This window comes from Mesobacillus sp. ABV4_180, from assembly GCF_056158485.1.
Window position 1 is genome coordinate 1,061,344 of record NZ_JBSWTJ010000001.1, and the last position, 20,209, is coordinate 1,081,552.

Sequence of the window (20,209 nt, forward strand, 5' to 3'; positions counted from 1 at the left end):
TTGTAATTTATACTTGACTTCGTGTATAGTTTATTTTACATTATGTATAACAAAATTTACATTTTATAAAATTTATCAAACAAGGAGGTGTATTATGACATACCAAGAAAAGAAAAGCATCGTATCTGTAATTAGTGCTATACTCATTTTCGTCTCTTATTGTTTGTACATGTATCCGCGTTTTCCAGGAGGCGGACTGGAGTCAATGGAAGCTTTTCGTTATTGGGGTACCTTTGTCCTCTTCCTGACTTTGTTTTCAATAGTTGCACATATCATCATTAACATTATTTTCAACATTGTATTTAGAATGACGACCAACGAAAAAGAACCCACATTTGCGGATGAATTAGATAAGTTAATTGAATTGAAAGCAAACCGGAATTCATTTTTTGTGTTTATCATTGGGTTTCTTATCTCGATGGGGTCACTGGTCGTTTCTCAGCCCTCACATATGATGTTCATTATTTTGATTACTTCAGGATTTATTTCAGATGTAATTGGCTCGGTAACAAAACTTTATCACTATCGGAGAGGAGTATAAAAAATGGGTAAAAATCTTGTCGGCAATCACATTCGAAAATTACGATTCAACCATGATGAAATGACGCAGCAGCAGTTGGCTGACAAGGTGGGCGTAACAAGACAAACGATTGTGGCACTTGAAAAAGGGAACTATTCCCCATCTCTAGAGCTAGCTTTTCGCATTGCACACACCTTTAACTTACCGTTAGAAGAGGTATTTTATTATGGGGAAGACCTAAAGCAGTAAGGATAAAATATTGTTTTTGAATTTGTAAAGCGAGGGGATAAAAATATGAATTCAAACAAAAAAGCTGCAAAAATTGTGGGTGTACTGTTTATACTAGCTGCTGTATCGGCTGTGATAGGTCTTAATTTATACGATCCTATCTTAAATGGTCCCGATTACCTAATAAAAGGTTCTAAACACGCCAACCAAGTGATAGTAGGAGCGCTTATGGAGTTAATTCTTGTCGTTTCGGCTATAGGAACAGCTACTACTATGTTTCCATTGTTAAGAAAGTATAATGAAACAATCGCACTATGGCATGTTTGCTTTAGATTTCTTGAAGCGATTATTATTACGATTGGTTTAATCAGTGTATTGTCCCTCTTAACCTTAAGCCAGGAATTTGTAGCAGCAGAAGCCCCAGATCACGTATCTTTTCATTCTTCAGGTATCATCTTAAAAGCAATTCATGACTGGACATTCATGCTTGGTCCCCTTTTTATGCTAGGTATAAATACGTTGATGTATAGTTATATATTCTATAAAACCAAACTTGTACCAAGATTCATATCCATTCTCGGAATGACAGGGGCAACTTGTGTTTTTGCTTGTTCTTTGTTCGTCATGTTCGGCGTATTTCCTCAAATCTCCTTATGGGGTGCTATTTTAGCTGTGCCAGTAGCAGCTAATGAAATGATTTTAGCAGTTTGGCTCCTCATTAAGGGATTTGATGAAACAGCGGTTACTACCATCTCTAAAAGAGGGAAATTACTAAACATGAGTTTACTTCAATGTAAGGCAATTACTAAATAAAAAATAAAACCACTAATCATACCCATAACGGACGTTACCCTCATCTTGAAATAATCCAACAACAATTGACTGCTGGATTTCCAGATTCCTTTAGTTATTAGTTTACCTCTAAAAATTCTTATAAGTAAAAAGATGTAAAGAAGGAGAGAGAGGCCATATGAAAGCAATCGTATGCACCAAATATGGAACACCTGATGTTTTTCAACTTCAAGAGATTGATATACCAATCCCAAAAGATCATGAAGTCCGGATTAAAATTCACGCGGCTTCAGTTGGACCAGCAGACTGTACCTTTCGAAAAGGATCTCCCATTGTTAAGCTTGTTTACGGTCTAAATAGACCCAAAAACTCAATACTAGGTGCGGAGCTTTCCGGGGAAATTGATGCTGTTGGAAAAAAAGTAACTCGATATCAAGTAGGCGATCAAGTATTTGGGTTAAGTGCAAGGACGCTTGGAGCACAAGCCGAATACAAGTGTCTGCACGAAAACACTCCGCTGACGATCAAATCGTCTGCTATGACTCATGAAGAAGCTGTTGCTGTCTGTGATGGTGCACCTACCGCACTGACGTTCCTTCGTGATAAAGCAAAGTTACAGCGCGGACAACATGTTCTGATTAATGGTGCGTCTGGAGCAGTAGGGATATATGCGGTACAAATAGCTAAATACTTGGGTGCAGAAGTTACTGGAGTATGCAGTACAACAAATATTGAGTTGGTAAAATCGCATGGAGCAGATAAGGTCATTGACTATACCAAGGAGGATTTTACGAAAAACGGTCAGACATATGATGTTATTTTTGATGCAGTGGGTAAACGCTCCTTTTCACAATGTAAAGGCTCTCTCTCGCAAAGAGGAACTTACCTTTCCACAGTACTTTCATTATCCATTCTATTTGACATGTTACAGACTACGATGTTTGGGAGAAAGAAAGCCAGTTTTATAACTGCAGGACTTATGCAGAACCAAGCAAATCTGAACTATCTTAAAAACCTTTATGAGGCTGGAAAAATCAAGGCGGTCATCGATCGACGATATCCATTGGAAGAAGTTGCAGAGGCTCACGGATATGTAGAAAAGGGGCACAAAAAGGGAAATGTCATAATAACTTTGACGTAACACAGATGTTTTTACCTTGTGCGATAGGGACTGGGGCGATTCTTCCTTACTCTCATTCTCTTTTGTTGGAAATAGACCTCTTCTCTGTATTTACGCTTAGATGATGAAGACAACTCCATGCGGTAGAATTAGAGATTTTTGTGATTGTAAATTTTATTAACGAATATGCGCTTCCCTCTACTTCCTGTAAAAGTTATCAACTAGATATCAAATGAACACGTTTATGAGGCGAATACAATATTTTGAAAAAATGAAAGATATCTAATTAATTGATAATTAATGGGAGGTTGTACAGTATGAAAGCAGCTATTTATGAATCCTATGGTTCCCCGGACGTTATGGAGATAAGAGATGTTGTTAAGCCGTCTATCAAAGAAGAAGATAGGGTATTAATTAAAGTTGTTGCCGCCTCAATAAATCAATATGATAATTTATTTCGAAAAGGTTATATTCCTACTAGATTAGAGAATGGCTTTACAAAACCAAAAACTCAAATTCTGGGAATAGACGTTGCAGGTATAGTCGAAGTAGTAGGTAAAAATGTACAAAAGTTCAAGGTTGGAGATCATGTTTTTGGAAGTTGTGTAGGCTCCCATGCGGAATATGTTTGCCCGCGACAAAATGTTTTAAGCCTTATGCCAAAAAACTCAACTTTTGAGGAGGCAGCTGCAATACCATGTGCTGCTCAGACAGCTTTACAAGCATTGCGAGATGTCGCACAGATAAAAGCTGGCGATAAAATATTAGTCTATGGAGCATCAGGTGGAGTAGGACACTTTGCTGTTCAGCTAGCCAGATACTACGGTGCTGAAGTAACAGCCGTTTGTAGTACATCGAATATTGGGTGGATTAGAGATTTAGGGGCTCACCATGTCATTGATTATACTCAAGAAGATTTTGCTCACAACGGAAAAAAATACAATATCATACTTGATGCTATTGGAAAGAGGACCTTTTTCAGTTGCTTGCGATCTCTTACTGAGAACGGTATTTATATAACAGAACACGCACTCTACCCCAAGTATCATCCAATTCAATTAATGATAGGCTCTATCTTAGGTAGTAAGAAGGCTAAGATTCATCTTACAAGACCAAATGATAGTGATTTGGATCTTTTACGAGTGCTAGTAGAAAAAGAAACATTAAGACCTGTAATTGAAAAGTGCTTTACTTTAAATGAAATTGTAGAGGCTCATAGGCACGTTGAAAGTGGACGGACAAAGGGGAAGGTTATTCTTAAAATCGAGTAAAAATATTTCCAATCTAGATTATTTATTCATATCGTTCTTATTAATAAAACATATAAACTATATAGAACCAAATTAGAACTAGTCCAAGAGCTGAAGATTGATTGAGCTTCAGCTTTTTTTGTTTTTGTTATAAAGGAGCAGTATTCCCTAAATTATTTAAAATGAGAACCACAATAAGATTGTGAAGAATTACACTTAAAGTAACGGGTGCTAATGTTGAAAAATAATATATAAATACATGCTTGGGGACATTGATATGCTCCAAGCATTTTTTATTGCTAATTTAGTTACCAATTTTGCTAATTCTAATGCGAATTACAGTGCAAAAAGCACAGTTATTTTAAAATTTTGTATTTAAGAACTGAATCCATCAGTTCCATATGGAGCATGTTTAATATTTGATAGGAAATCTTTAACAGAGTAAAATACACTTATAGGTATAAAATGGAAGTTGGCAGCCCTCCTGTACTGGCAATAATTAATGTTTTTTAAAAATATGGTACGGGGTATAGAAGGGGTAATCTTGTAAATAGTAACTGTACAATAGCTAGGAAAATGGAGGAGGAATTGGTATGTATTTCAAGTCTTTTTTTGACGAAGAGCTGGCCCATATGTCTTACTTGATTGGCTGCCAGAGAACGGGCGAGGCAATTGTGATTGATCCGGCGAGGAATATCCAGCCTTATCTGGATGTTGCCAAAAAGGAAGGATTTAAAATTTCTAGTGCAACTGAAACTCATATCCACGCGGACTATCTTTCAGGGGCGAGAGAGCTCGCCCATCACCATGGTGCAAAGCTATTTGTTTCAGATGAAGGCGACAAGGACTGGAAGTATGAATATGTTGAGCAATATGAGCATGAATTGTTGACAGAGGGTTCAACTTTTAATATCGGGAATGTTTACTTTGAGGTTCTTCATACACCTGGGCATACACCTGAAAGCATTTCATTTCTGCTGACCGACAAGGGAGGAGGCGCAAATGAACCAATGGGGATTTTTACGGGCGACTTCTTGTTTGTAGGGGACGTCGGCCGTCCAGACCTGCTTGAAAAAGCGGCAGGAATTAAAAATACTTCTGAATCAGGGGCGCGTCAGATGTTCGAGTCTCTCCGCAAGGTCGAAAAGCTGTCGGACTTCCTGCAGGTTTGGCCGGCACACGGTGCGGGGAGTGCATGCGGAAAGTCTCTTGGAGCAGTCCCGATGTCGACATTGGGATATGAAAAGAAATTCAACTGGGCTTTCCAAATTAAAGAGGAGGACCAGTTTGTTGATGAGCTGCTTGCAGGGCAGCCTGAGCCTCCGAAGTATTTCGCCCAGATGAAGAAGCTGAATAAAAAGGGTCCGGAACTGCTTCGCCGCGAAGAAACTCCTCGTGTATCTTTAGCGGATTCCGGCGATGCAGTGATCGTTGACACACGCCCGGCAAAGGAATTTGCGGAGGGACATGCTGAAGGAACGATCAACATTCCACACAACAAGTCATTTACGAACTGGGCAGGCTGGCTGTTAAGCTACGACCAGGACATCGTTTTGATCTCAGATCCTGATAAGCTGGCTGCCGTGAAAAAATCTCTGCAGTCCATCGGTCTTGACCAGGTAACAGGGTACATTGACCAGAATGAACTCACAGGAAACCTGGAGGGATACAAGAATGTCACAGCAGGCAAGGCAAAAGAATTGATGGAAGACGATGATTACTTTGTCATCGACGTGCGCAACCAGAGCGAATGGGACAGCGGCCATATACCGGGAGCACATCATATGATGCTCGGGAATCTGGCAGATCATCTTGATGAAATTCCGAAGGACAAGAAAATCATCGCCCATTGCCAGTCAGGCGCACGCTCCGCAATCGGAACAAGCCTGCTGCTGAAAAATGGCTTCAAGGACGTACTCAATCTCGAAGGCGGCTTCTCCGCCTGGGAAGAAGAGGGACTGCCGGTTAAAAAGGATTAATCAATCGATTTTAGGAAACTCGCCAAGTTTTGCTTGGCGTTTTTTTGTTATATAGAGAGACTTTTAAGCTATTTTTACAAAAGATGAACAAACTATGGCCAAATGATTAATTAATCTGTAAGAATGGCTGAAATAGTTGATTCTGGTTCCATTCCGCTATAATTTAGATATAACAGAAGTCGGATTAGAGGGGATAGACGTGAAAATATTAGTGATTGAAGATAATGAAAGTGTCTGCTCAATGATCGAGATGTTCTTTTTGAAAGAAGGGATCGAAGGGGAGTTTGTTCACGATGGCCTAAAAGGGTACGCAGCTTTTAAGAATGGCGGCTGGGATCTGCTGATTGTTGACTGGATGCTGCCTGGAATGGATGGGGTCACACTTTGCAGGAAAATCAGGCAGGAAGGGAGTGAAGTTCCGATTATCATGCTGACAGCAAAGGACAGCGAATCTGATCAGGTTCTGGGCCTTGAAATGGGGGCGGATGATTATGTGACAAAACCATTCAGTCCCCTTGCATTGATGGCGAGGATCAAAGCGGTTGCCCGGCGATATCAAAAGAAGCAGCCTGAAGAGAAAGGCCTGGTCGGCACAAGCCATCTCAAAATCAGCAAAGAAACACGTGAAGTCATGCTGGACGGGAATCCCGTCACGAACCTTACTCCTAAGGAATTTGACCTTCTGCTGTTTTTTGCCCAGCATCCCCGCCAGGTTTTTACTAGAGAGCAGCTGCTGGAACGAGTATGGGGATATCAATACTACGGTGATGAACGGACGGTGGATGTCCATATCAAGAGGCTGAGAAAGAAGCTTGGCACTCCTGAACAGCCTTTCTTCCATACCGTTTGGGGCGTTGGCTATAAATATGATGAATCGGTCGATGGGCATGAAGATTAAATATATTTATCAGCAATTCATCAGCCATATCAGCATCATCATCGTGGCATTCCTTGTTCTCAGTCTGGTGTTCACTCAGTATGTTGAAACCCTGGTATATGAAAATAAAACAGAGGAGCTTATTTCTTACGGCGAGAATATCCTTCGGGATCTTGACCGTGGAAATGAACGCCCAGACCAGGTGATCAATCAGTATGCACGGGTTCTGTTCGGCAGGGACATCCAGTTCAGCGTGTTTGATGAGAATATTCAGCTGCTGAATCCAATCCGGTGGAGGGGACCGGCCATTGAGTTCACGGAAAAGGAATGGACAAAGCTAACAAATGGTGAGCCGATTGTCATGAAATACGACTTGGATCGTTATGATAAGGCAGTAACCCTCGTTGCATTGCCCTATTTGGACCAGGGGCGTTTCGTTGGCGGAATCCTTCTTACTTCGCCAATCAGCGGTACCCGGGAGATGATTGGCGAAATTAATAAGTATCTTTTCTATACTGTCCTGATCGCGCTTGCGGTCTCCTTCCTGCTGAGCTGGCTGCTATCGCGAATCCATGTCAACAGGATCAAGAAGCTTCAGGAAGCGACCTCGATGGTATCAGCAGGTGATTATACGGTAAAAGTTCCATCCTCTGACTTTGATGAAATCGGCGAACTGGCGAACGATTTTAACAGCATGGTCAGCAAGCTGAATGAATCAAAGTCTGAAATCGAGAGCCTTGAAAACCGCCGACGCCAGTTTATGTCGGATGTTTCCCATGAACTGCGGACACCGCTCACTACCATAAGTGGAGTGATCGAGGGGCTGAAAAATGATATGATTCCGGAAGCTGAAAAAGACAGAGGCATCCAGCTTGTCAGCCAGGAAACAAAACGCCTGATCAGGCTTGTGAATGAAAATCTTGATTATGATAAAATCCGCTCAAACCAGGTCCAGCTTCTCAAAGAAGACATTGAAGTGCTTGAGGTATTTGAAATCATCAAAGACCAGCTCGACCTGCAGGCGGTGGAACGCCATAATCAAATTGAGATTGAAGCACAAGAATCGGCAATGGTGCATGCTGACTATGACCGGCTCGTTCAGATTCTGATCAATATCACAAAAAACAGCATCCAGTTCACCGAAAACGGAACGATTTGGCTCCGCGGAAAAATCGAAGGCAACAAAACGCTGATCGAAATCGAGGATACAGGAATCGGGATAGAACCATCGGAAATCGAAAAGATCTGGCATCGCTTTTATAAAGCCGATATTTCAAGGACGAGTAATCCATTCGGCGAATTTGGACTCGGATTATCCATCGTTAAACAGCTCGTCCAGATGCATGATGGTGAAATTTATGTCGAGAGTGAACATGCAAAAGGGACAAAGTTTGTGATTGAGCTCCCATTTCGATAATATGAATAGAGAAGCTGCAGGCATTGCCTTCAGCTTTTGTTATTTGCTGTTTTTGCAATGATTGTTGCACTTGAAAGGATGAGCAAAATGGTACGTTTCGGAGTAGTAGGTACGAATTGGATCACAGAAGCATTTTTAAAAGGAGCAAGCCATCATAACGATTTCAGGCTGGCTGCAGTTTATTCACGCACAGAAGAGCGAGCTGCAGAATTCGGGAATAAATTTGGTGTCAGCACGATTTTTACCGACCTGGAAGAGATGGCGAAGAGCGATGTGATAGATGCAGTGTATATTGCCAGCCCAAATTCAATGCATGCAAGCCAGGCAATCACGTTTATGGAAAATGGCAAGCATGTAATTTGTGAAAAGGCGATTGCCTCTAACAGCGGAGAATTAGACAGAATGATCCAGGTGGCTAAAGAAAATAATGTCGTCCTGATGGAAGCATTAAAATCCACCTTGATGCCGAACTTCAGGGCTGTTCAGGAAAATCTGAATAAAATAGGCACAGTCAGAAGGTATTTCGCAAGCTATTGCCAGTATTCCTCACGCTATGATAAATATAAAGAGGGCGCAGTGCTGAATGCCTTCAATCCTGAGTTTTCAGCAGGTTCACTGATGGATATTGGAATCTATTGTATCTATCCGCTTGTCGTCATGTTTGGGGAACCAAAATCGATTCAGGCGAACGGCTATGTACTCGAATCCGGGGTTGACGGGGAAGGAAGCCTGTTATTGAAATACGATGAGATGGATGCAGTCATCATGTTCTCGAAAATTACCGACTCTGCACTTCCATCTGAAATCCATGGCGAAGACGGGAATATCAGGGTCGATAAAATCAGTACGCCTGAAAAAGTGGAAATCCTTTATCGAGACGGCAGGAAAGAAGACATATCAAGAGAGCAGATTACTGATAACATGTTTTATGAAGCAGAAGAATTTATCTCATTGATTCAGCAGGGGAAAATGGAATCAATGAACAACTCGCTCGAAAACTCAAGAATCACGATGAAGATTTTAGATGAAGCAAGAAAGCAAATGGGAGTAAGCTTCCCGAGTGATAAATAAAAGAGAGGGAAGGTGCCTGAAAAGCACCTTCCCTTTTCTTTTAGTAATTTAAAAATTTCACACAAACCGGGTCCGGCACCCTGACATCTGATTGAAGCAGCGTCAATTTGCCTGTTTCTGTGTCACGTGAATAAAGCGCTGCGTTGCTGGAATTTTGGTTTGTGGCAATCAGGAACTTTTCACTTGGATCCAGCACGAAATCCCTTGGCCAGTTGCCCTCTGTTGAAGTGTGTTCGACAAATGACAGCTTAAAGCTTTCAGGATCCACCTTGAAAATAACGATGCTGTCATGTCCGCGATTGGCTGCGTAGACGAAATTTCCATCAGAAGAGATATGGATTGCACTTCCCTGGTTGTTTTCCTTGAAGGATTCAGGCAGAGTGGAAATCGCCTGAATCTGTTCAAAGCGGCCATCATCTGATTGGTATTTCAAGACGAGAACCTCTGAACTGAATTCAGTCATTAAATAGGCGATTTTGTTATTTGGATGGAAAACGAGATGCCTTGGACCGCTTCCTGGCGCAATATGCAGCACACTCTTCTCTATTAATTGGCCATTATCCAATGAATAGGTAAGCAGCTGGTCGATGCCGAGGTCGATGACTGCTGCATATTTCTCATCGGGAGTGAATCCGGCATAGTGTGCATGCGCTTTTTCCTGGCGTTCATCCGGACCTGAACCTTCATGGGCCACGCTTGACAGCCCAGCCTCAATCATACCGTTTTCCCGGTCAAGCAAATAAGAATCTGCTGAGCCTTTGTGATAGTTAGCTGACAAAAGCAAGGTGTTATCCTTGTTCACGCTGACATGGCATGGTGATGCACCTTCCGAAAGCTGTGTATTGATGGGAGACAGCTCACCTGATTCAGAAATCCTGAACCCCGCCACGCCGCCAGAACTTCCTTCCTTTGCCACAGCATACAGCAAGCGGTTATCTTCACTGATCGTCAGATAGGTTGGATTTTCGAGCGAGGCAGCTGCCTGAACGTCGATGATTTTACCGTTCTTAGCATCAAGGGTAAAGGAATAGATGCCTTCGCTGTCGCCCTTAGTATATGTACCAAAGTAGCCTGAGTATTTCTCATGAGTTGTCATTTGCAAAGCCTCCAATATGATATAGCATTCCTTGTATTACTAGTAATAGTCTAGCAAAAAAATCGAAGCGGACAAAATGTTAAGAATGAGCGGCTTATGGGTAAAAATAAAGAATAAATGATTTGTTTTTCCAATATAGCAAGCATGTCAGATTTCCTGACGAAAATCTGGACTTTACTCTATGGAAGGGATATGCTCTTTTATAAATGGCTGTGTTAAGACTTAAACATAGTTTCTTAAACCCTGTTGATTGGAGTGGAAGGCGCGCAGACTCCTGCGGGATCAGCTGGACAGGTGAGACCCCGCAGGAGCTTGCGACGAGGAGGCTCAGCGCCAGCCACGCGGAAAGCGAAGCGCCTGGAACGGAAATCAACAGTCTAATTTAACTCAGCGTAATAAATAGTTTTTAAAGATTTAGGAGGTTTATTATGAGCTTGCAAAAACAGATAATTGAAGCGCTGAACGTGCGCCCGGAAATTGATCCTCAAGAGGAAATCCGAAAGCGGATCGACTTTCTGAAAGAATACTTCCATACATCAAGAGCGAAAGGTTTCGTTCTTGGCATCAGCGGCGGCCAGGATTCTACACTTGCCGGAAGGCTTGCACAGCTGGCGGCGGAAGAACTGCGTTCCGAAGGGAAAGAGGCAAAATTCGTCGCTGTAAGACTTCCATATGCTGTACAAAAGGATGAAGAGGACGCACAGCTTGCACTTGAATTCATACAGCCCGACAAAACAATCACCTTTAATATCCAGCCCGCAGTCGACACCTTCAATACACAATTTGAAGATGCGATTGGCGAGGCGATGACTGATTTTAATAAAGGCAATGCAAAGGCCAGAATGAGGATGATCACACAGTATGCGATCGCCGGCCAGGAAGGCTTGCTTGTAATTGGTACAGACCATGCTGCAGAAGCAGTAACAGGGTTCTTCACGAAATATGGTGATGGGGGAGCCGACTTGCTTCCGCTGACCGGCCTGAATAAGAGACAGGGCAGGGAGCTGCTCAAGGCTCTGAACGCTGAAGCCAGATTATATCTTAAGGAGCCGACAGCAGATCTTCTTGACAATAAACCGCTCCAGGCAGACGAGACCGAACTTGGTGTGAGCTATGAAGCCATCGATGATTACTTGGAAGGAAAGCAAATTGCCGAGGCAGATGCAGCAAAAATTGAAGGCAGATATGTAACGTCAGAACACAAACGCCATGTACCTGCATCCATGTTTGATTCATGGTGGAAAAAATAATATCAAAATCTTGCTTTTAAAAATGAACAAAGCCTGTCTGATTTCGATTCAGACAGGCTTTGTTCATTCACTCCGGTTGTGCAACTGCAAGCGTAGGTGTTTCTTCTTTTTCCGTGATTTTATCAATTTTATCGGTGAACATCTGGAAGACTCGTTTTTTCTCTTCCAGTTCCTTGATGTACTCTTTTAATTCATTGAATTTCTGTTCAAAAGGCTGATGGTACAATTCGCGGATTTTCCTGTTTAAATCAGGATTTACAGTCGATTGGACGACCTGCTTCGTGATGTTGAATTTATATGTATAGACCTTCAGCTCATTTTTCACTTCTTCATATTCCGCATCAATCTCTTTAAGAACTTCTTCTATTTCTGCTTTCCAGTCATCTAGCGATATCTTAACATGCTGTTCCATACGGATCCTCCTGCCATTCGCCTGTAATAAAGCTTCTTCTATCTATTCTAGCAAGTGAGTTTTACATTCAGATTGCTGCTATATTACATTGTGGAAACATTCCCTGTCTTTGGAAAATGATTATTTCATGTATTTGTATATTACTTAATCATAAGGATATAGGAAAATATACTCATTTATGTTGGAAAATGGCGAATTTTGTTGAATAGAAGGGACCAAAGATTTATATTTTAATTAGAACTGAAAAAGGCAAACTTATCGAAAGGTAAGGACGCAAAGCCACGAGTCTAAGGCGTTTAGCTATGATCGTCGGGTTGCCAAAAAAGATCGGATGACCATAATAGATAGGCAAATGGTTTGGTTTTTGCCGCTTGCTGAAAAAATCCGCCATCTTTTGGGAGGATTTTTTTATTGTTGAGTCAGAGGTCAATTCCTTTTATGCGCTAAAATCAAAATATTGCAACAAATAATGGATTTGACGTTTGCAGAGCCTTTGTGAGGTTAAATAAAACTTAAGGAACTTGACTTAACAGATAAAAACAATCCTTTTGGCAGGTTTGTTCTATTTTATACTGGGGACTAATTACGAAAGGTGGAGGAATCATTGACTGTTTTATTTGGGACGGTAGAGTATTTTGAGCGGGAAATTGAGTTTCATTTGGCAGATGTTGAAAAAAGGGAGAGGTTCCAGGAAGAAATTCATCAAATACAGATGAAGCTGGAAGAGGAGCTCCTGAATGATTTTATCTGCGATGAGAGATTAAGGATGGAATGCCTGCAGAATCTTTCAAATGCCTGCAGCAAACTAACGGATGACTATGTAATTTGAAATCTGCTAAAATACGAAAGCCTGTGGTGCGGACCACAGGCTTTCTCTATTAATTAAACGTTTTCGATGATCGTTGCTACACCCATTCCGCCGCCGATACAGAGGGTTGCCAAGCCGTATTTCTGTTCACGCTTCTTCAGTTCATGGATCAGCGTGACAAGAACTCTTGCACCGCTCGCGCCAATCGGGTGGCCAAGCGCAATTGCTCCACCATTGACATTGACGTTCTCCTCGCTCATGCCAAGTTCCTTCATGACAGAAAGAGCCTGCGCTGCAAAAGCCTCATTTGCTTCTACTAAATCGATGTCCGTTAGTTCCATATCTGCTTTTTTCAGTGCCTTTTTAACAGCATCAACCGGACCGATTCCCATGATGGACGGGTCAACCCCTGCTGAAGCATTAGCCTTGATGGTTACAAGTGGAGTGACTCCAAGTTCTTTTGCTTTTTTGCCGCTCATCACAACAACTGCAGCTGCACCGTCATTGATTCCGGAAGCATTCGCTGCTGTAACCGTTCCGTCTTTTTTGAATGCAGGTCTTAACTTTCCTGCTTTCTCAAGAGTGCTGCCGAATTTAGGATGCTCATCCTGATCGACAATGATTGGATCTCCTTTTCGCTGCTTCACTTCGACAGGGACGATTTCATCTTTGAAGCGGCCTGAAGTAATCGCTGCTTCTGCTCTGTTCTGGCTCTTTACTGCGAAAACATCCTGTTCATTGCGGGAAATTTCATATTTTTCGGCAAGATTTTCAGCGGTAATACCCATATGGTAGTCATTAAATGCACACACAAGGCCATCGCCAAGCAATGTATCAACAAGCTTTTGGTCACCCATCTTGAAGCCATCACGGGCACCTTTAAGAACGTAAGGAGCCTGGCTCATGTTTTCCATTCCGCCAGCGACAACGATCTCGGCTTCGCCTGCAGCGATTGCCTGATAAGCCAGGTGAACAGCTTTCAAGCCTGAACCGCATAGCTTGTTGATCGTCATGGATGGACATGTCTCAGGGAGACCTGCTCTCATAGCAGCCTGACGTGCCGGGTTTTGGCCCAGGCCAGCCTGAAGGACATTTCCCATGATGACTTCATCGACAACCTCAGAGCTTACATTCGCTTTTTCCAGTGCTGCTTTAATAGCCGCTGCACCTAAGTCCACTGCTGATACATTTGAAAAAGCTCCGCCAAATGCTCCAGTAGCGGTCCTCACTGCGCTTGCAATAACAATTGTATTTTCCATTTTTACTGCCCCTTTCGAAATCAAGATAAGAAAGGGGGATATTCTCCCCCTTTGCTGTTGTTATTATTATACTAGTCCAGTTAGCTTGTAGACTGCAATAATGAAGAATACAGCCAATGTTTTAATGATTGTGATTGCAAAAATATCTTTATATGATTGTTTATGAGTCAACCCGGTAACAGCAAGCAATGTGATGACTGCTCCGTTGTGAGGGAGTGTATCCATGCCGCCAGATGCCATTGAGATTACGCGGTGCATAACTTCTGGCGGGATATTAAATTCAGTGATTGCCTTCATATACGTATCAGCCATTGCGCTGAGGGCGATTCCCATTCCGCCTGAAGCCGAACCGGTCACACCGGCAAGCGTAGTCGTTGTGACAGCTCCGTTGACAAGCGGATCCGTGAATGTGCTGGAGATTCCTTTACTTACAACAGAGAAGCCTGGAAGAGAAGAGATGACTCCGCCGAAACCGTATTCTGCTCCTGTGTTCATTGATGCAAGCAAAGCACCGCCAATCGCTGTGTTGACGCCAACTTTGAAGCCGCCGGTAACTTTCTTCCAGTCATATAGAAGCGTTGCCAGAATACCAAGGATCAGCGCCAGTTCAACGGACCAGATTCCGACAACTCCGGACATCTGGACTGTACCGTATGAATCCAGGCCGATTTCAGAAAAATCAAAGCCATTCGGATACCATTTTGGCAGGTTCACCGTGAAGAATTTGTTGGCTACTCCTACAAGCACCAAAGGTACAAAAGCCATTACAGCTCTTAATGTGCTGGTTTTAGCAGTCATATCAATGCTGTTAACGCCTTCCTCAAGAGCATCAGCTTCAGCTGCTGCGGCTGATTCAGCATTATCAAAACCATAGAAGCCTTCGCCGCGCTTTGCAGCTTTCTTTCTGAGCGTTTCAAGATATAGCATACCTAATGAGAAAACAAGGATTGCACCAATGATTCCGAGTACTGGTGCCGCGTAAATATCTGTACCAAAAAAACTGGTTGGAATAACGTTCTGGATCTGTGGTGTTCCAGGAAGTGCATCCATTGTGAAAGTGAACGCTCCAAGTGCAATTGTTCCCGGAATAAGCCTTTTAGGGATGTTGGCCTGCCTGAATAAGTTTTTAGCAAAAGGATAGACGGCAAATACGACTACGAACAAGCTCACACCGCTGTATGTTAAAATAGCGCCCATCAAAACGATGGCAAGGATTGCGCGTGTGCCGCCGACCAATTTTATGATCGATTTGGCGATTGATTCGGCAATCCCGGACATTTCGACGACCTTACCGAAGATCGCACCCAGCAAGAATACAGGGAAGTAGTTCTTAATGAATCCGACCATCTTCTCCATGAAGATGTTGCTGAAAAAAGGAAGCACATGGCTTGGGTCAGTCAGAAGCACTGCAAGCAGGGCTGCGATTGGTGCAAAAAGGATGACTGAATATCCTTTATAGGCTGTGAACATCAATAATCCAAGCGCTAAAAGTATAATGAATAGCTCCATATAGGGAACTCCTCTCTAAAAACAAAAGTTATGATTGATTAGATTGCTGCTATTTTTCGGAAGCTCGAAGGTTTCAAATCTTTTAAACCCATCGGCTCGTTTGTGAAAATCCTGCTGTCCATTAATTTTAAGTCTTTGGCAATCAAAGGCCTGAAATTCATTTGGGACAATATTTCCTTTTCAAGATTTACGCCAGGAGCGATTTCTGTAAGAGTTAATCCTTCTGGCAAGAGTTCGAATACTGCGCGTTCAGTTATATAAATAACCTTTTTCTTGTTTTCTCTGGCCACATCGCCGCTGAAGGTAATCTGTTCAACGTCTTCAACGAATTTTTTTGCTTTGCCTTCCTGGAGGATTTCAAGCTTTCCGTTAGCTGCCTGCACCTTTAACCCTCCGGCAGTGAAGGTTCCACAAAATGCAATTTGGCTCGCGTTTTGGGTAATATTGATGAATCCACCGCATCCAGCAATTTTAGGACCGAACTTCGAAACGTTAATATTTCCTTTAGCATCACATTGAGCCAGTCCCAGAAATGCTGCATCAATTCCTCCGCCATCGTAAAAATCAAACATATATGGCTGATCGATGATTGCCTGCGGGCCGATTGAGCAGCCAAAATCCAGTCCGCCTGCTGCGGTACCGCCAATTGCACCAGGTTCTAATGTTGGCGTGAACTGATCGCTCATACCTTCTTCCTGAAGGACTTTCGCAATAATTTCTGGCACTCCGATTCCATAGTTTAGTACTTTTATATCTTCATTCAATAACATTGCTGCACGGCGGGCAATAACCTTGCGCTCGTTTAGCGGATAAGTTTGATCTGATTGCTTGTGAATGACATCGCCACGGTAAAAATCCTCGTTATGCTGGGTACCAAACGTTTGCATGTGATTTTCCGCATTTTCGGCAATGACAACATAATCAACAAGAATCCCCGGAATGGCAACCAGCTTTGGATCGATTGATCCGCTTTTTACGAGTTTTTCTACCTGTACAATTACTTTTCCTCCTCTGTTGCGGGCGTTCATGGCGATTGAAAGAATCTCGAGTGTGAGCGGTTCCTTTTCAAAGCTAATATTACCGTTTTCATCAGCGACAGAACCTTTCAATAGAGCAAAATCCAGTTTCTGAGTTTTATAGGCAAGATAAGATTTGTCATCGAACTTTATTTTTTCAACGATTTCCTCTTTTGTTACTTCATTCAGTTTCCCGCCATCCAGGTCAGGATCAACAAAGGTTCCAAGTCCGACATGGGTAATCGTTCTCGGTTTGCCTGCTGCTCCATCACGGAACATTTGTGAAATGACACCCTGTGGAAGGTTATACGCTTCAATTATGTTATTAACAACAAGAGGCTGGAACTTTGGGGCAAGTCCCATATGCCCGCCGATGATTCTTTTTACAAGCCCTTCGTGAGCGTAGTGATTCATGCCGCGATCCACACCATCACCATTTCCTGCTGCATAAACCAGGGTTAAATTTTTTGGAGACTGGTTTTCAAGGAATCTATTTTCTACTTCTATATAGACTTCTTCGGCAACGCCTACCCCGATAAATCCGCCCAGGCCGAGAACGGCATTGTCGGTGATCAGGTTTGCTGCTTCTTTTGATGTAATGATTTTTACAGTAGACATGGTTAACACCTCATGGTCTGTATTCTTGTTTTGTCCAAGGTTAGGTTATAATCTTAATCCGCCAGTTACCTCAAGGACGTGGCCATTGACATAGCTGGATTCATCGCTTGCAAGGAACAGCACTGCGTTTGCGATTTCCTGAGGCTTTCCAAGGCGGCCAAGCGGTGTTTTTTCCCTGATTGGCTGTAGCACCTTATCAGGTACGGTTGCCATCATTTCTGTTTCTACATAGCCTGGAGCGATTGCATTTGAGCGGACCGCTGCTCCTTTACGCGTGAACTCCTTCGCCCATGTATAAGTCATGCCGATTACACCGGCTTTAGTTGCTGCATAGTTCGTCTGGCCGACATTTCCGTATACTCCAACAACAGATGAGATGCTGACAATGGAACCTTTTCCGTTTTCCATCATGATTGGCGCAACAGCCTGTGTAAGGTTGAAAACACCTTTCAAGTTAACATCAATAACTGCATCCCACATATCTTCAGTCATTTTCTGAATCAAGGCATCACGAGTGATTCCTGCATTGTTTACTAACACATCAATTGTTCCAAACTCATTTTTTACCTCTTCGACAAATTTCGCAACTTGGTCACGCTTCGTTACATTGAGCTGCACGTGGCGCACATTTGGTAATTCATATTCACCAGTACCCATATCTAAAGAATAAACTAGCTTCGCGCCTTCTTGTGCAAGCGTTTCCACAATTTGGCGTCCAATACCTCGTGCTCCTCCAGTAACAATAGCAACTTTGCCTTCCATTCTATTCATAAATGTAAGCCCCCTACATGATCTATAATTAGTACTCTTTTTAATGTAAGCGTTAGCAGGAATAAATGAAAATACATATTAATCATATCTGTGATAACTTTTGGTTATGGTACGAAAAATACAAGAGTGCAAGGTATACCCCTTGCACTCCTGTTTAGGATTCTATTTTATATGTTCTTTTACAAATTCAATAAATTTCTTTGCCGCAAATGAGATATACTTATTCTTTTTGAGAATGATCGCGATGCGCCATTTCATAGCGGGATGATCAATCGGGATTTGCTTGATGCTCTTGCTGTTGAACCTTGCAAGTATCGGCCGGGGCAGAATCGTAATGCCCTGATTGAGGCAAACCAGCTCAGTAAGGAAATCCCATTGTGAGCTCTTGAAGTAAATATTGGGTTCGTATCCAGCTTCCTTGCAGGCTTTGATAACATGGTGGTGGAGCAGGAAAGTCTCATCGAGAAGAGCGAAGGATTCATTCTTTAAATCCTCAAAGACAACCTTGTCCCTGCTTGCCAGCGGGTGGTCATTATGAACAATCAGTACGGCTTGATCCTCCGTCACGGGAATATATTCGATCCGGTCAGAAAGCTCTGGCAAAATGACAAGCCCGAGGTCAACAAACCCTTTTTCAACCATTTCATAAACGGTGACTGCTCCATTTTCAATGATCGACAGATTGATTCCAGGGTATTCTTGCCGGAAATTGGCAATCAGCGGAGGGAAATAGCTTGTCCCAATGACAGGGGGAATTCCAACACTGACATTCCCTGTTCTTAGATTCTTCGTATCCTGGATCGATTCTGTAATCGAATCCATTTCCAGCAGCAGCCTTTGTCCTTCGTCAAACAGCCTTTCTCCAGCATCTGTCAAAGCCATCTTGTGTTCAGACCGGTCGAAGAGCTGGACACCAAGATCCTCTTCCAGTTTTTTGATCATTTTGCTTAAAGCAGGCTGGGATAGGTGGAGATTCCTTGCTGCAATCGTAAAACTATTGTCTTTCGCAACCTGAACAAAATACGCCAATTGTCGTGTATCCATGTCAATCCTCCGTCATCTGTCCATCAGTGTGAATATTGTAACACAAACATGACTTTGAAAAATAATGCATGGGGTTAAACATCTGAACAAATGGTGGAATCTTTTTTTACCAATATTTCCGTGATAAATGGGAATCTACTGAATTGCGTTTGAATACATAAATTTAGGGATATGTTTATCAATAGGACAGCAAAAGGAGACTTGACATGGAGAAAAAGGAATATAACAAACTTGTAAGAGATTATTTTCCCGAATTAATGAAGGAAAAGGGTAGAGAAGTGGACTTTGAAGTATTGGATAGCAGTCAGTATAGTGAGAAACTTATGGAAAAATTCAATGAGGAAGTTGAAAAATTCCGCTCTGCCGGAACGGACAGGCTGCTTGGTGAAATCGTCGACCTGCTTGAAGTAGTCTATGCGATTGCAGAGCATCGCGGCATCACGGAGTCTGAAGTGGAATTCATGCGCCAGCTGAAAAAGAACCGCAGCGGAGGCTTTAGGAAAAAAATTCTTCTGAAAAGCTTGTCTGGAAATTAAACAAGCATATAAAATCCCCTCCGCTAATTTTCAGCGGAGGGGATTTTTTGCGAATATCTTATTAAAGTAATTCCGGATCATGCACAAACACTACAGCTTCTTTTATTAAGCAGCTTTATACGCTGCCTCGGGTGTTTTTTTGAAAACAGTCCTGGAGATGAAAGGAATGACCCAGCGATCCAATCCATATTTTCCAGCATTGTAACCTGCGAACAGGATGATGAAGCCGAAGAAGATGTCAGTCGGGTTATGGGATACTGTTCCTGCAAGAAAGAAACTGAAGTTCATCACTAGGCCGAAGAACATGGCGGCAGTTGTCAACGTACCAAGGATCAATCCGAGGCCGACGAGGAATTCACCAAGTGGGACGATAAAGTTAAAGAGTTCCACGTTCGGGATCGCAAAGCTTTCAAGGAAGTTCACATACCAGCCGTACACCATGTTTCCATCCGGACCTTTTACCGGGTTGGCGACAGCATTTTTCAAATATCCTGTGGCATTAAACCCTTCCCCAGTCAGCTTGCCCCATCCAGCAGTCATCCAGTTGTATCCAAGCCATACACGAATCACAGTCAACAGGCCAGCAGCAACATTGTTTTCCCTTAACCATTTCGCGAACATCTAAATCGCTTCCCT

20 protein-coding genes and 1 riboswitch are annotated in these 20,209 nt (G+C 42.6%); of the genes, 12 read left to right on the top strand and 8 right to left on the bottom strand.

Annotation, left to right across the window (positions count from 1 at the left end; translation table 11 throughout):
- Window positions 1-94 precede the first annotated feature (94 nt).
- The 9 genes from ACXAEA_RS05250 to ACXAEA_RS05290 all read left to right on the top strand — a co-directional run bounded on the left by ACXAEA_RS05250 (window position 95) and on the right by ACXAEA_RS05290 (window position 9,254).
- Window positions 95-541 carry a hypothetical protein gene (locus ACXAEA_RS05250; RefSeq protein WP_475094885.1) on the top strand — a complete coding sequence of 149 codons (447 nt, stop codon included), beginning with the start codon at window positions 95-97 and terminating at the stop codon, window positions 539-541.
- 3 nt (window positions 542-544) lie between these two features.
- Window positions 545-769: a helix-turn-helix transcriptional regulator gene (locus ACXAEA_RS05255; RefSeq protein WP_475094886.1), complete on the top strand. Its 225-nt coding sequence runs from the start codon at window positions 545-547 to the stop codon at window positions 767-769.
- 45 nt (window positions 770-814) lie between these two features.
- Window positions 815-1,561, top strand: a complete 747-nt coding sequence (locus ACXAEA_RS05260) for a DUF4386 domain-containing protein (protein ID WP_475094887.1) — start codon at window positions 815-817, stop codon at window positions 1,559-1,561.
- A 157-nt stretch (window positions 1,562-1,718) separates the two neighbouring features.
- Window positions 1,719-2,681: an NAD(P)-dependent alcohol dehydrogenase gene (locus tag ACXAEA_RS05265; protein WP_475094888.1), complete on the top strand. Its 963-nt coding sequence runs from the start codon at window positions 1,719-1,721 to the stop codon at window positions 2,679-2,681.
- A 296-nt stretch (window positions 2,682-2,977) separates the two neighbouring features.
- A complete protein-coding gene (locus ACXAEA_RS05270) occupies window positions 2,978-3,931 on the top strand; it encodes an NAD(P)-dependent alcohol dehydrogenase (protein WP_475094889.1) in 954 nt (317 codons plus the stop codon).
- A gap of 572 nt (window positions 3,932-4,503) precedes the next feature.
- Window positions 4,504-5,889 carry an MBL fold metallo-hydrolase gene (locus ACXAEA_RS05275; RefSeq protein WP_475094890.1) on the top strand — a complete coding sequence of 462 codons (1,386 nt, stop codon included), beginning with the start codon at window positions 4,504-4,506 and terminating at the stop codon, window positions 5,887-5,889.
- Window positions 5,890-6,088: 199 nt separating this feature from the next.
- Window positions 6,089-6,787, top strand: coding sequence for a winged helix-turn-helix domain-containing protein (locus ACXAEA_RS05280; RefSeq protein WP_475094891.1), 699 nt, complete (start codon window positions 6,089-6,091; stop codon window positions 6,785-6,787).
- On the top strand, window positions 6,777-8,183 hold the full coding sequence (locus ACXAEA_RS05285) for a sensor histidine kinase (RefSeq protein ID WP_475098057.1): 1,407 nt from the start codon (window positions 6,777-6,779) through the stop codon (window positions 8,181-8,183). Before ACXAEA_RS05280 ends, ACXAEA_RS05285 begins: the two co-directional genes overlap by 11 nt.
- Before the next feature lie 87 nt (window positions 8,184-8,270).
- Complete coding sequence (locus ACXAEA_RS05290) at window positions 8,271-9,254, top strand: Gfo/Idh/MocA family protein (RefSeq protein ID WP_475094892.1); 984 nt, start codon at window positions 8,271-8,273, stop codon at window positions 9,252-9,254.
- 40 nt (window positions 9,255-9,294) lie between these two features.
- Here the strand turns inward: ACXAEA_RS05290 and ACXAEA_RS05295 are convergent, their stop codons facing one another.
- On the bottom strand, window positions 9,295-10,356 hold the full coding sequence (locus tag ACXAEA_RS05295; RefSeq protein WP_475094893.1) for a lactonase family protein: 1,062 nt from the start codon (window positions 10,354-10,356) through the stop codon (window positions 9,295-9,297).
- A 422-nt stretch (window positions 10,357-10,778) separates the two neighbouring features.
- Between ACXAEA_RS05295 and nadE the strand changes: the two genes are divergently transcribed.
- Window positions 10,779-11,600, top strand: a complete 822-nt coding sequence (nadE, locus tag ACXAEA_RS05300) for an ammonia-dependent NAD(+) synthetase (protein ID WP_475094894.1) — start codon at window positions 10,779-10,781, stop codon at window positions 11,598-11,600.
- Between the two features lie 67 nt (window positions 11,601-11,667).
- On the opposite strand, the gene ACXAEA_RS05305 is transcribed toward nadE, so the two are convergent.
- Entirely contained in the window at window positions 11,668-12,012 is a 345-nt protein-coding gene (locus tag ACXAEA_RS05305) for a hypothetical protein (protein ID WP_475094896.1), read from the bottom strand.
- Window positions 12,013-12,250: 238 nt separating this feature from the next.
- A riboswitch (cyclic di-GMP riboswitch) is annotated at window positions 12,251-12,334 on the top strand.
- A gap of 282 nt (window positions 12,335-12,616) precedes the next feature.
- On the opposite strand from ACXAEA_RS05305, the gene ACXAEA_RS05310 reads away from it, so the two are divergent.
- On the top strand, window positions 12,617-12,841 hold the full coding sequence (locus ACXAEA_RS05310) for a hypothetical protein (protein ID WP_475094897.1): 225 nt from the start codon (window positions 12,617-12,619) through the stop codon (window positions 12,839-12,841).
- A gap of 53 nt (window positions 12,842-12,894) precedes the next feature.
- Here the strand turns inward: ACXAEA_RS05310 and ACXAEA_RS05315 are convergent, their stop codons facing one another.
- From ACXAEA_RS05315 to ACXAEA_RS05335, 5 genes are all read right to left on the bottom strand, one after another.
- On the bottom strand, window positions 12,895-14,079 hold the full coding sequence (locus tag ACXAEA_RS05315; protein WP_475094898.1) for an acetyl-CoA C-acetyltransferase: 1,185 nt from the start codon (window positions 14,077-14,079) through the stop codon (window positions 12,895-12,897).
- Window positions 14,080-14,145: 66 nt separating this feature from the next.
- The gene (locus tag ACXAEA_RS05320) at window positions 14,146-15,588 is read right to left on the bottom strand and encodes a GntP family permease (RefSeq protein ID WP_475094899.1); all 1,443 of its coding nucleotides are present in this window, start codon (window positions 15,586-15,588) and stop codon (window positions 14,146-14,148) included.
- A 38-nt stretch (window positions 15,589-15,626) separates the two neighbouring features.
- Entirely contained in the window at window positions 15,627-17,222 is a 1,596-nt protein-coding gene (locus ACXAEA_RS05325; RefSeq protein WP_475094900.1) for an acyl CoA:acetate/3-ketoacid CoA transferase, read from the bottom strand.
- Between the two features lie 45 nt (window positions 17,223-17,267).
- The gene (locus ACXAEA_RS05330; protein ID WP_475094901.1) at window positions 17,268-17,993 is read right to left on the bottom strand and encodes a beta-ketoacyl-ACP reductase; all 726 of its coding nucleotides are present in this window, start codon (window positions 17,991-17,993) and stop codon (window positions 17,268-17,270) included.
- A 162-nt stretch (window positions 17,994-18,155) separates the two neighbouring features.
- A complete protein-coding gene (locus ACXAEA_RS05335; protein WP_475094902.1) occupies window positions 18,156-19,037 on the bottom strand; it encodes a LysR substrate-binding domain-containing protein in 882 nt (293 codons plus the stop codon).
- A 206-nt stretch (window positions 19,038-19,243) separates the two neighbouring features.
- Between ACXAEA_RS05335 and ACXAEA_RS05340 the strand changes: the two genes are divergently transcribed.
- Entirely contained in the window at window positions 19,244-19,573 is a 330-nt protein-coding gene (locus ACXAEA_RS05340; protein WP_475094903.1) for a phosphoribosyl-ATP pyrophosphohydrolase, read from the top strand.
- Window positions 19,574-19,678: 105 nt separating this feature from the next.
- Here ACXAEA_RS05340 and ACXAEA_RS05345 read toward each other — a convergent pair whose 3' ends face one another.
- Window positions 19,679-20,194 (bottom strand): DoxX family protein, encoded by a 516-nt coding sequence (locus ACXAEA_RS05345; RefSeq protein ID WP_475094904.1) that lies wholly within the window; start codon window positions 20,192-20,194, stop codon window positions 19,679-19,681.
- Window positions 20,195-20,209 lie beyond the last annotated feature (15 nt).

Coding starts and splice junctions, on each gene's coding strand:
- ACXAEA_RS05255 (WP_475094886.1), top strand. CDS start 545: ATGGGTAAAAATCTTGTCGGCAATCACATTCGAAAATTACGATTCAAC.
- ACXAEA_RS05340 (WP_475094903.1), top strand. CDS start 19,244: ATGGAGAAAAAGGAATATAACAAACTTGTAAGAGATTATTTTCCCGAA.
- ACXAEA_RS05285 (WP_475098057.1), top strand. CDS start 6,777: ATGAAGATTAAATATATTTATCAGCAATTCATCAGCCATATCAGCATC.
- ACXAEA_RS05290 (WP_475094892.1), top strand. CDS start 8,271: ATGGTACGTTTCGGAGTAGTAGGTACGAATTGGATCACAGAAGCATTT.
- ACXAEA_RS05325 (WP_475094900.1), bottom strand. CDS start 17,222: ATGTCTACTGTAAAAATCATTACATCAAAAGAAGCAGCAAACCTGATC.
- ACXAEA_RS05345 (WP_475094904.1), bottom strand. CDS start 20,194: ATGTTCGCGAAATGGTTAAGGGAAAACAATGTTGCTGCTGGCCTGTTG.
- ACXAEA_RS05320 (WP_475094899.1), bottom strand. CDS start 15,588: ATGGAGCTATTCATTATACTTTTAGCGCTTGGATTATTGATGTTCACA.
- ACXAEA_RS05250 (WP_475094885.1), top strand. CDS start 95: ATGACATACCAAGAAAAGAAAAGCATCGTATCTGTAATTAGTGCTATA.
- ACXAEA_RS05335 (WP_475094902.1), bottom strand. CDS start 19,037: ATGGATACACGACAATTGGCGTATTTTGTTCAGGTTGCGAAAGACAAT.
- ACXAEA_RS05260 (WP_475094887.1), top strand. CDS start 815: ATGAATTCAAACAAAAAAGCTGCAAAAATTGTGGGTGTACTGTTTATA.
- ACXAEA_RS05265 (WP_475094888.1), top strand. CDS start 1,719: ATGAAAGCAATCGTATGCACCAAATATGGAACACCTGATGTTTTTCAA.
- ACXAEA_RS05330 (WP_475094901.1), bottom strand. CDS start 17,993: ATGAATAGAATGGAAGGCAAAGTTGCTATTGTTACTGGAGGAGCACGA.
- ACXAEA_RS05305 (WP_475094896.1), bottom strand. CDS start 12,012: ATGGAACAGCATGTTAAGATATCGCTAGATGACTGGAAAGCAGAAATA.
- ACXAEA_RS05275 (WP_475094890.1), top strand. CDS start 4,504: ATGTATTTCAAGTCTTTTTTTGACGAAGAGCTGGCCCATATGTCTTAC.
- nadE (WP_475094894.1), top strand. CDS start 10,779: ATGAGCTTGCAAAAACAGATAATTGAAGCGCTGAACGTGCGCCCGGAA.
- ACXAEA_RS05315 (WP_475094898.1), bottom strand. CDS start 14,079: ATGGAAAATACAATTGTTATTGCAAGCGCAGTGAGGACCGCTACTGGA.
- ACXAEA_RS05270 (WP_475094889.1), top strand. CDS start 2,978: ATGAAAGCAGCTATTTATGAATCCTATGGTTCCCCGGACGTTATGGAG.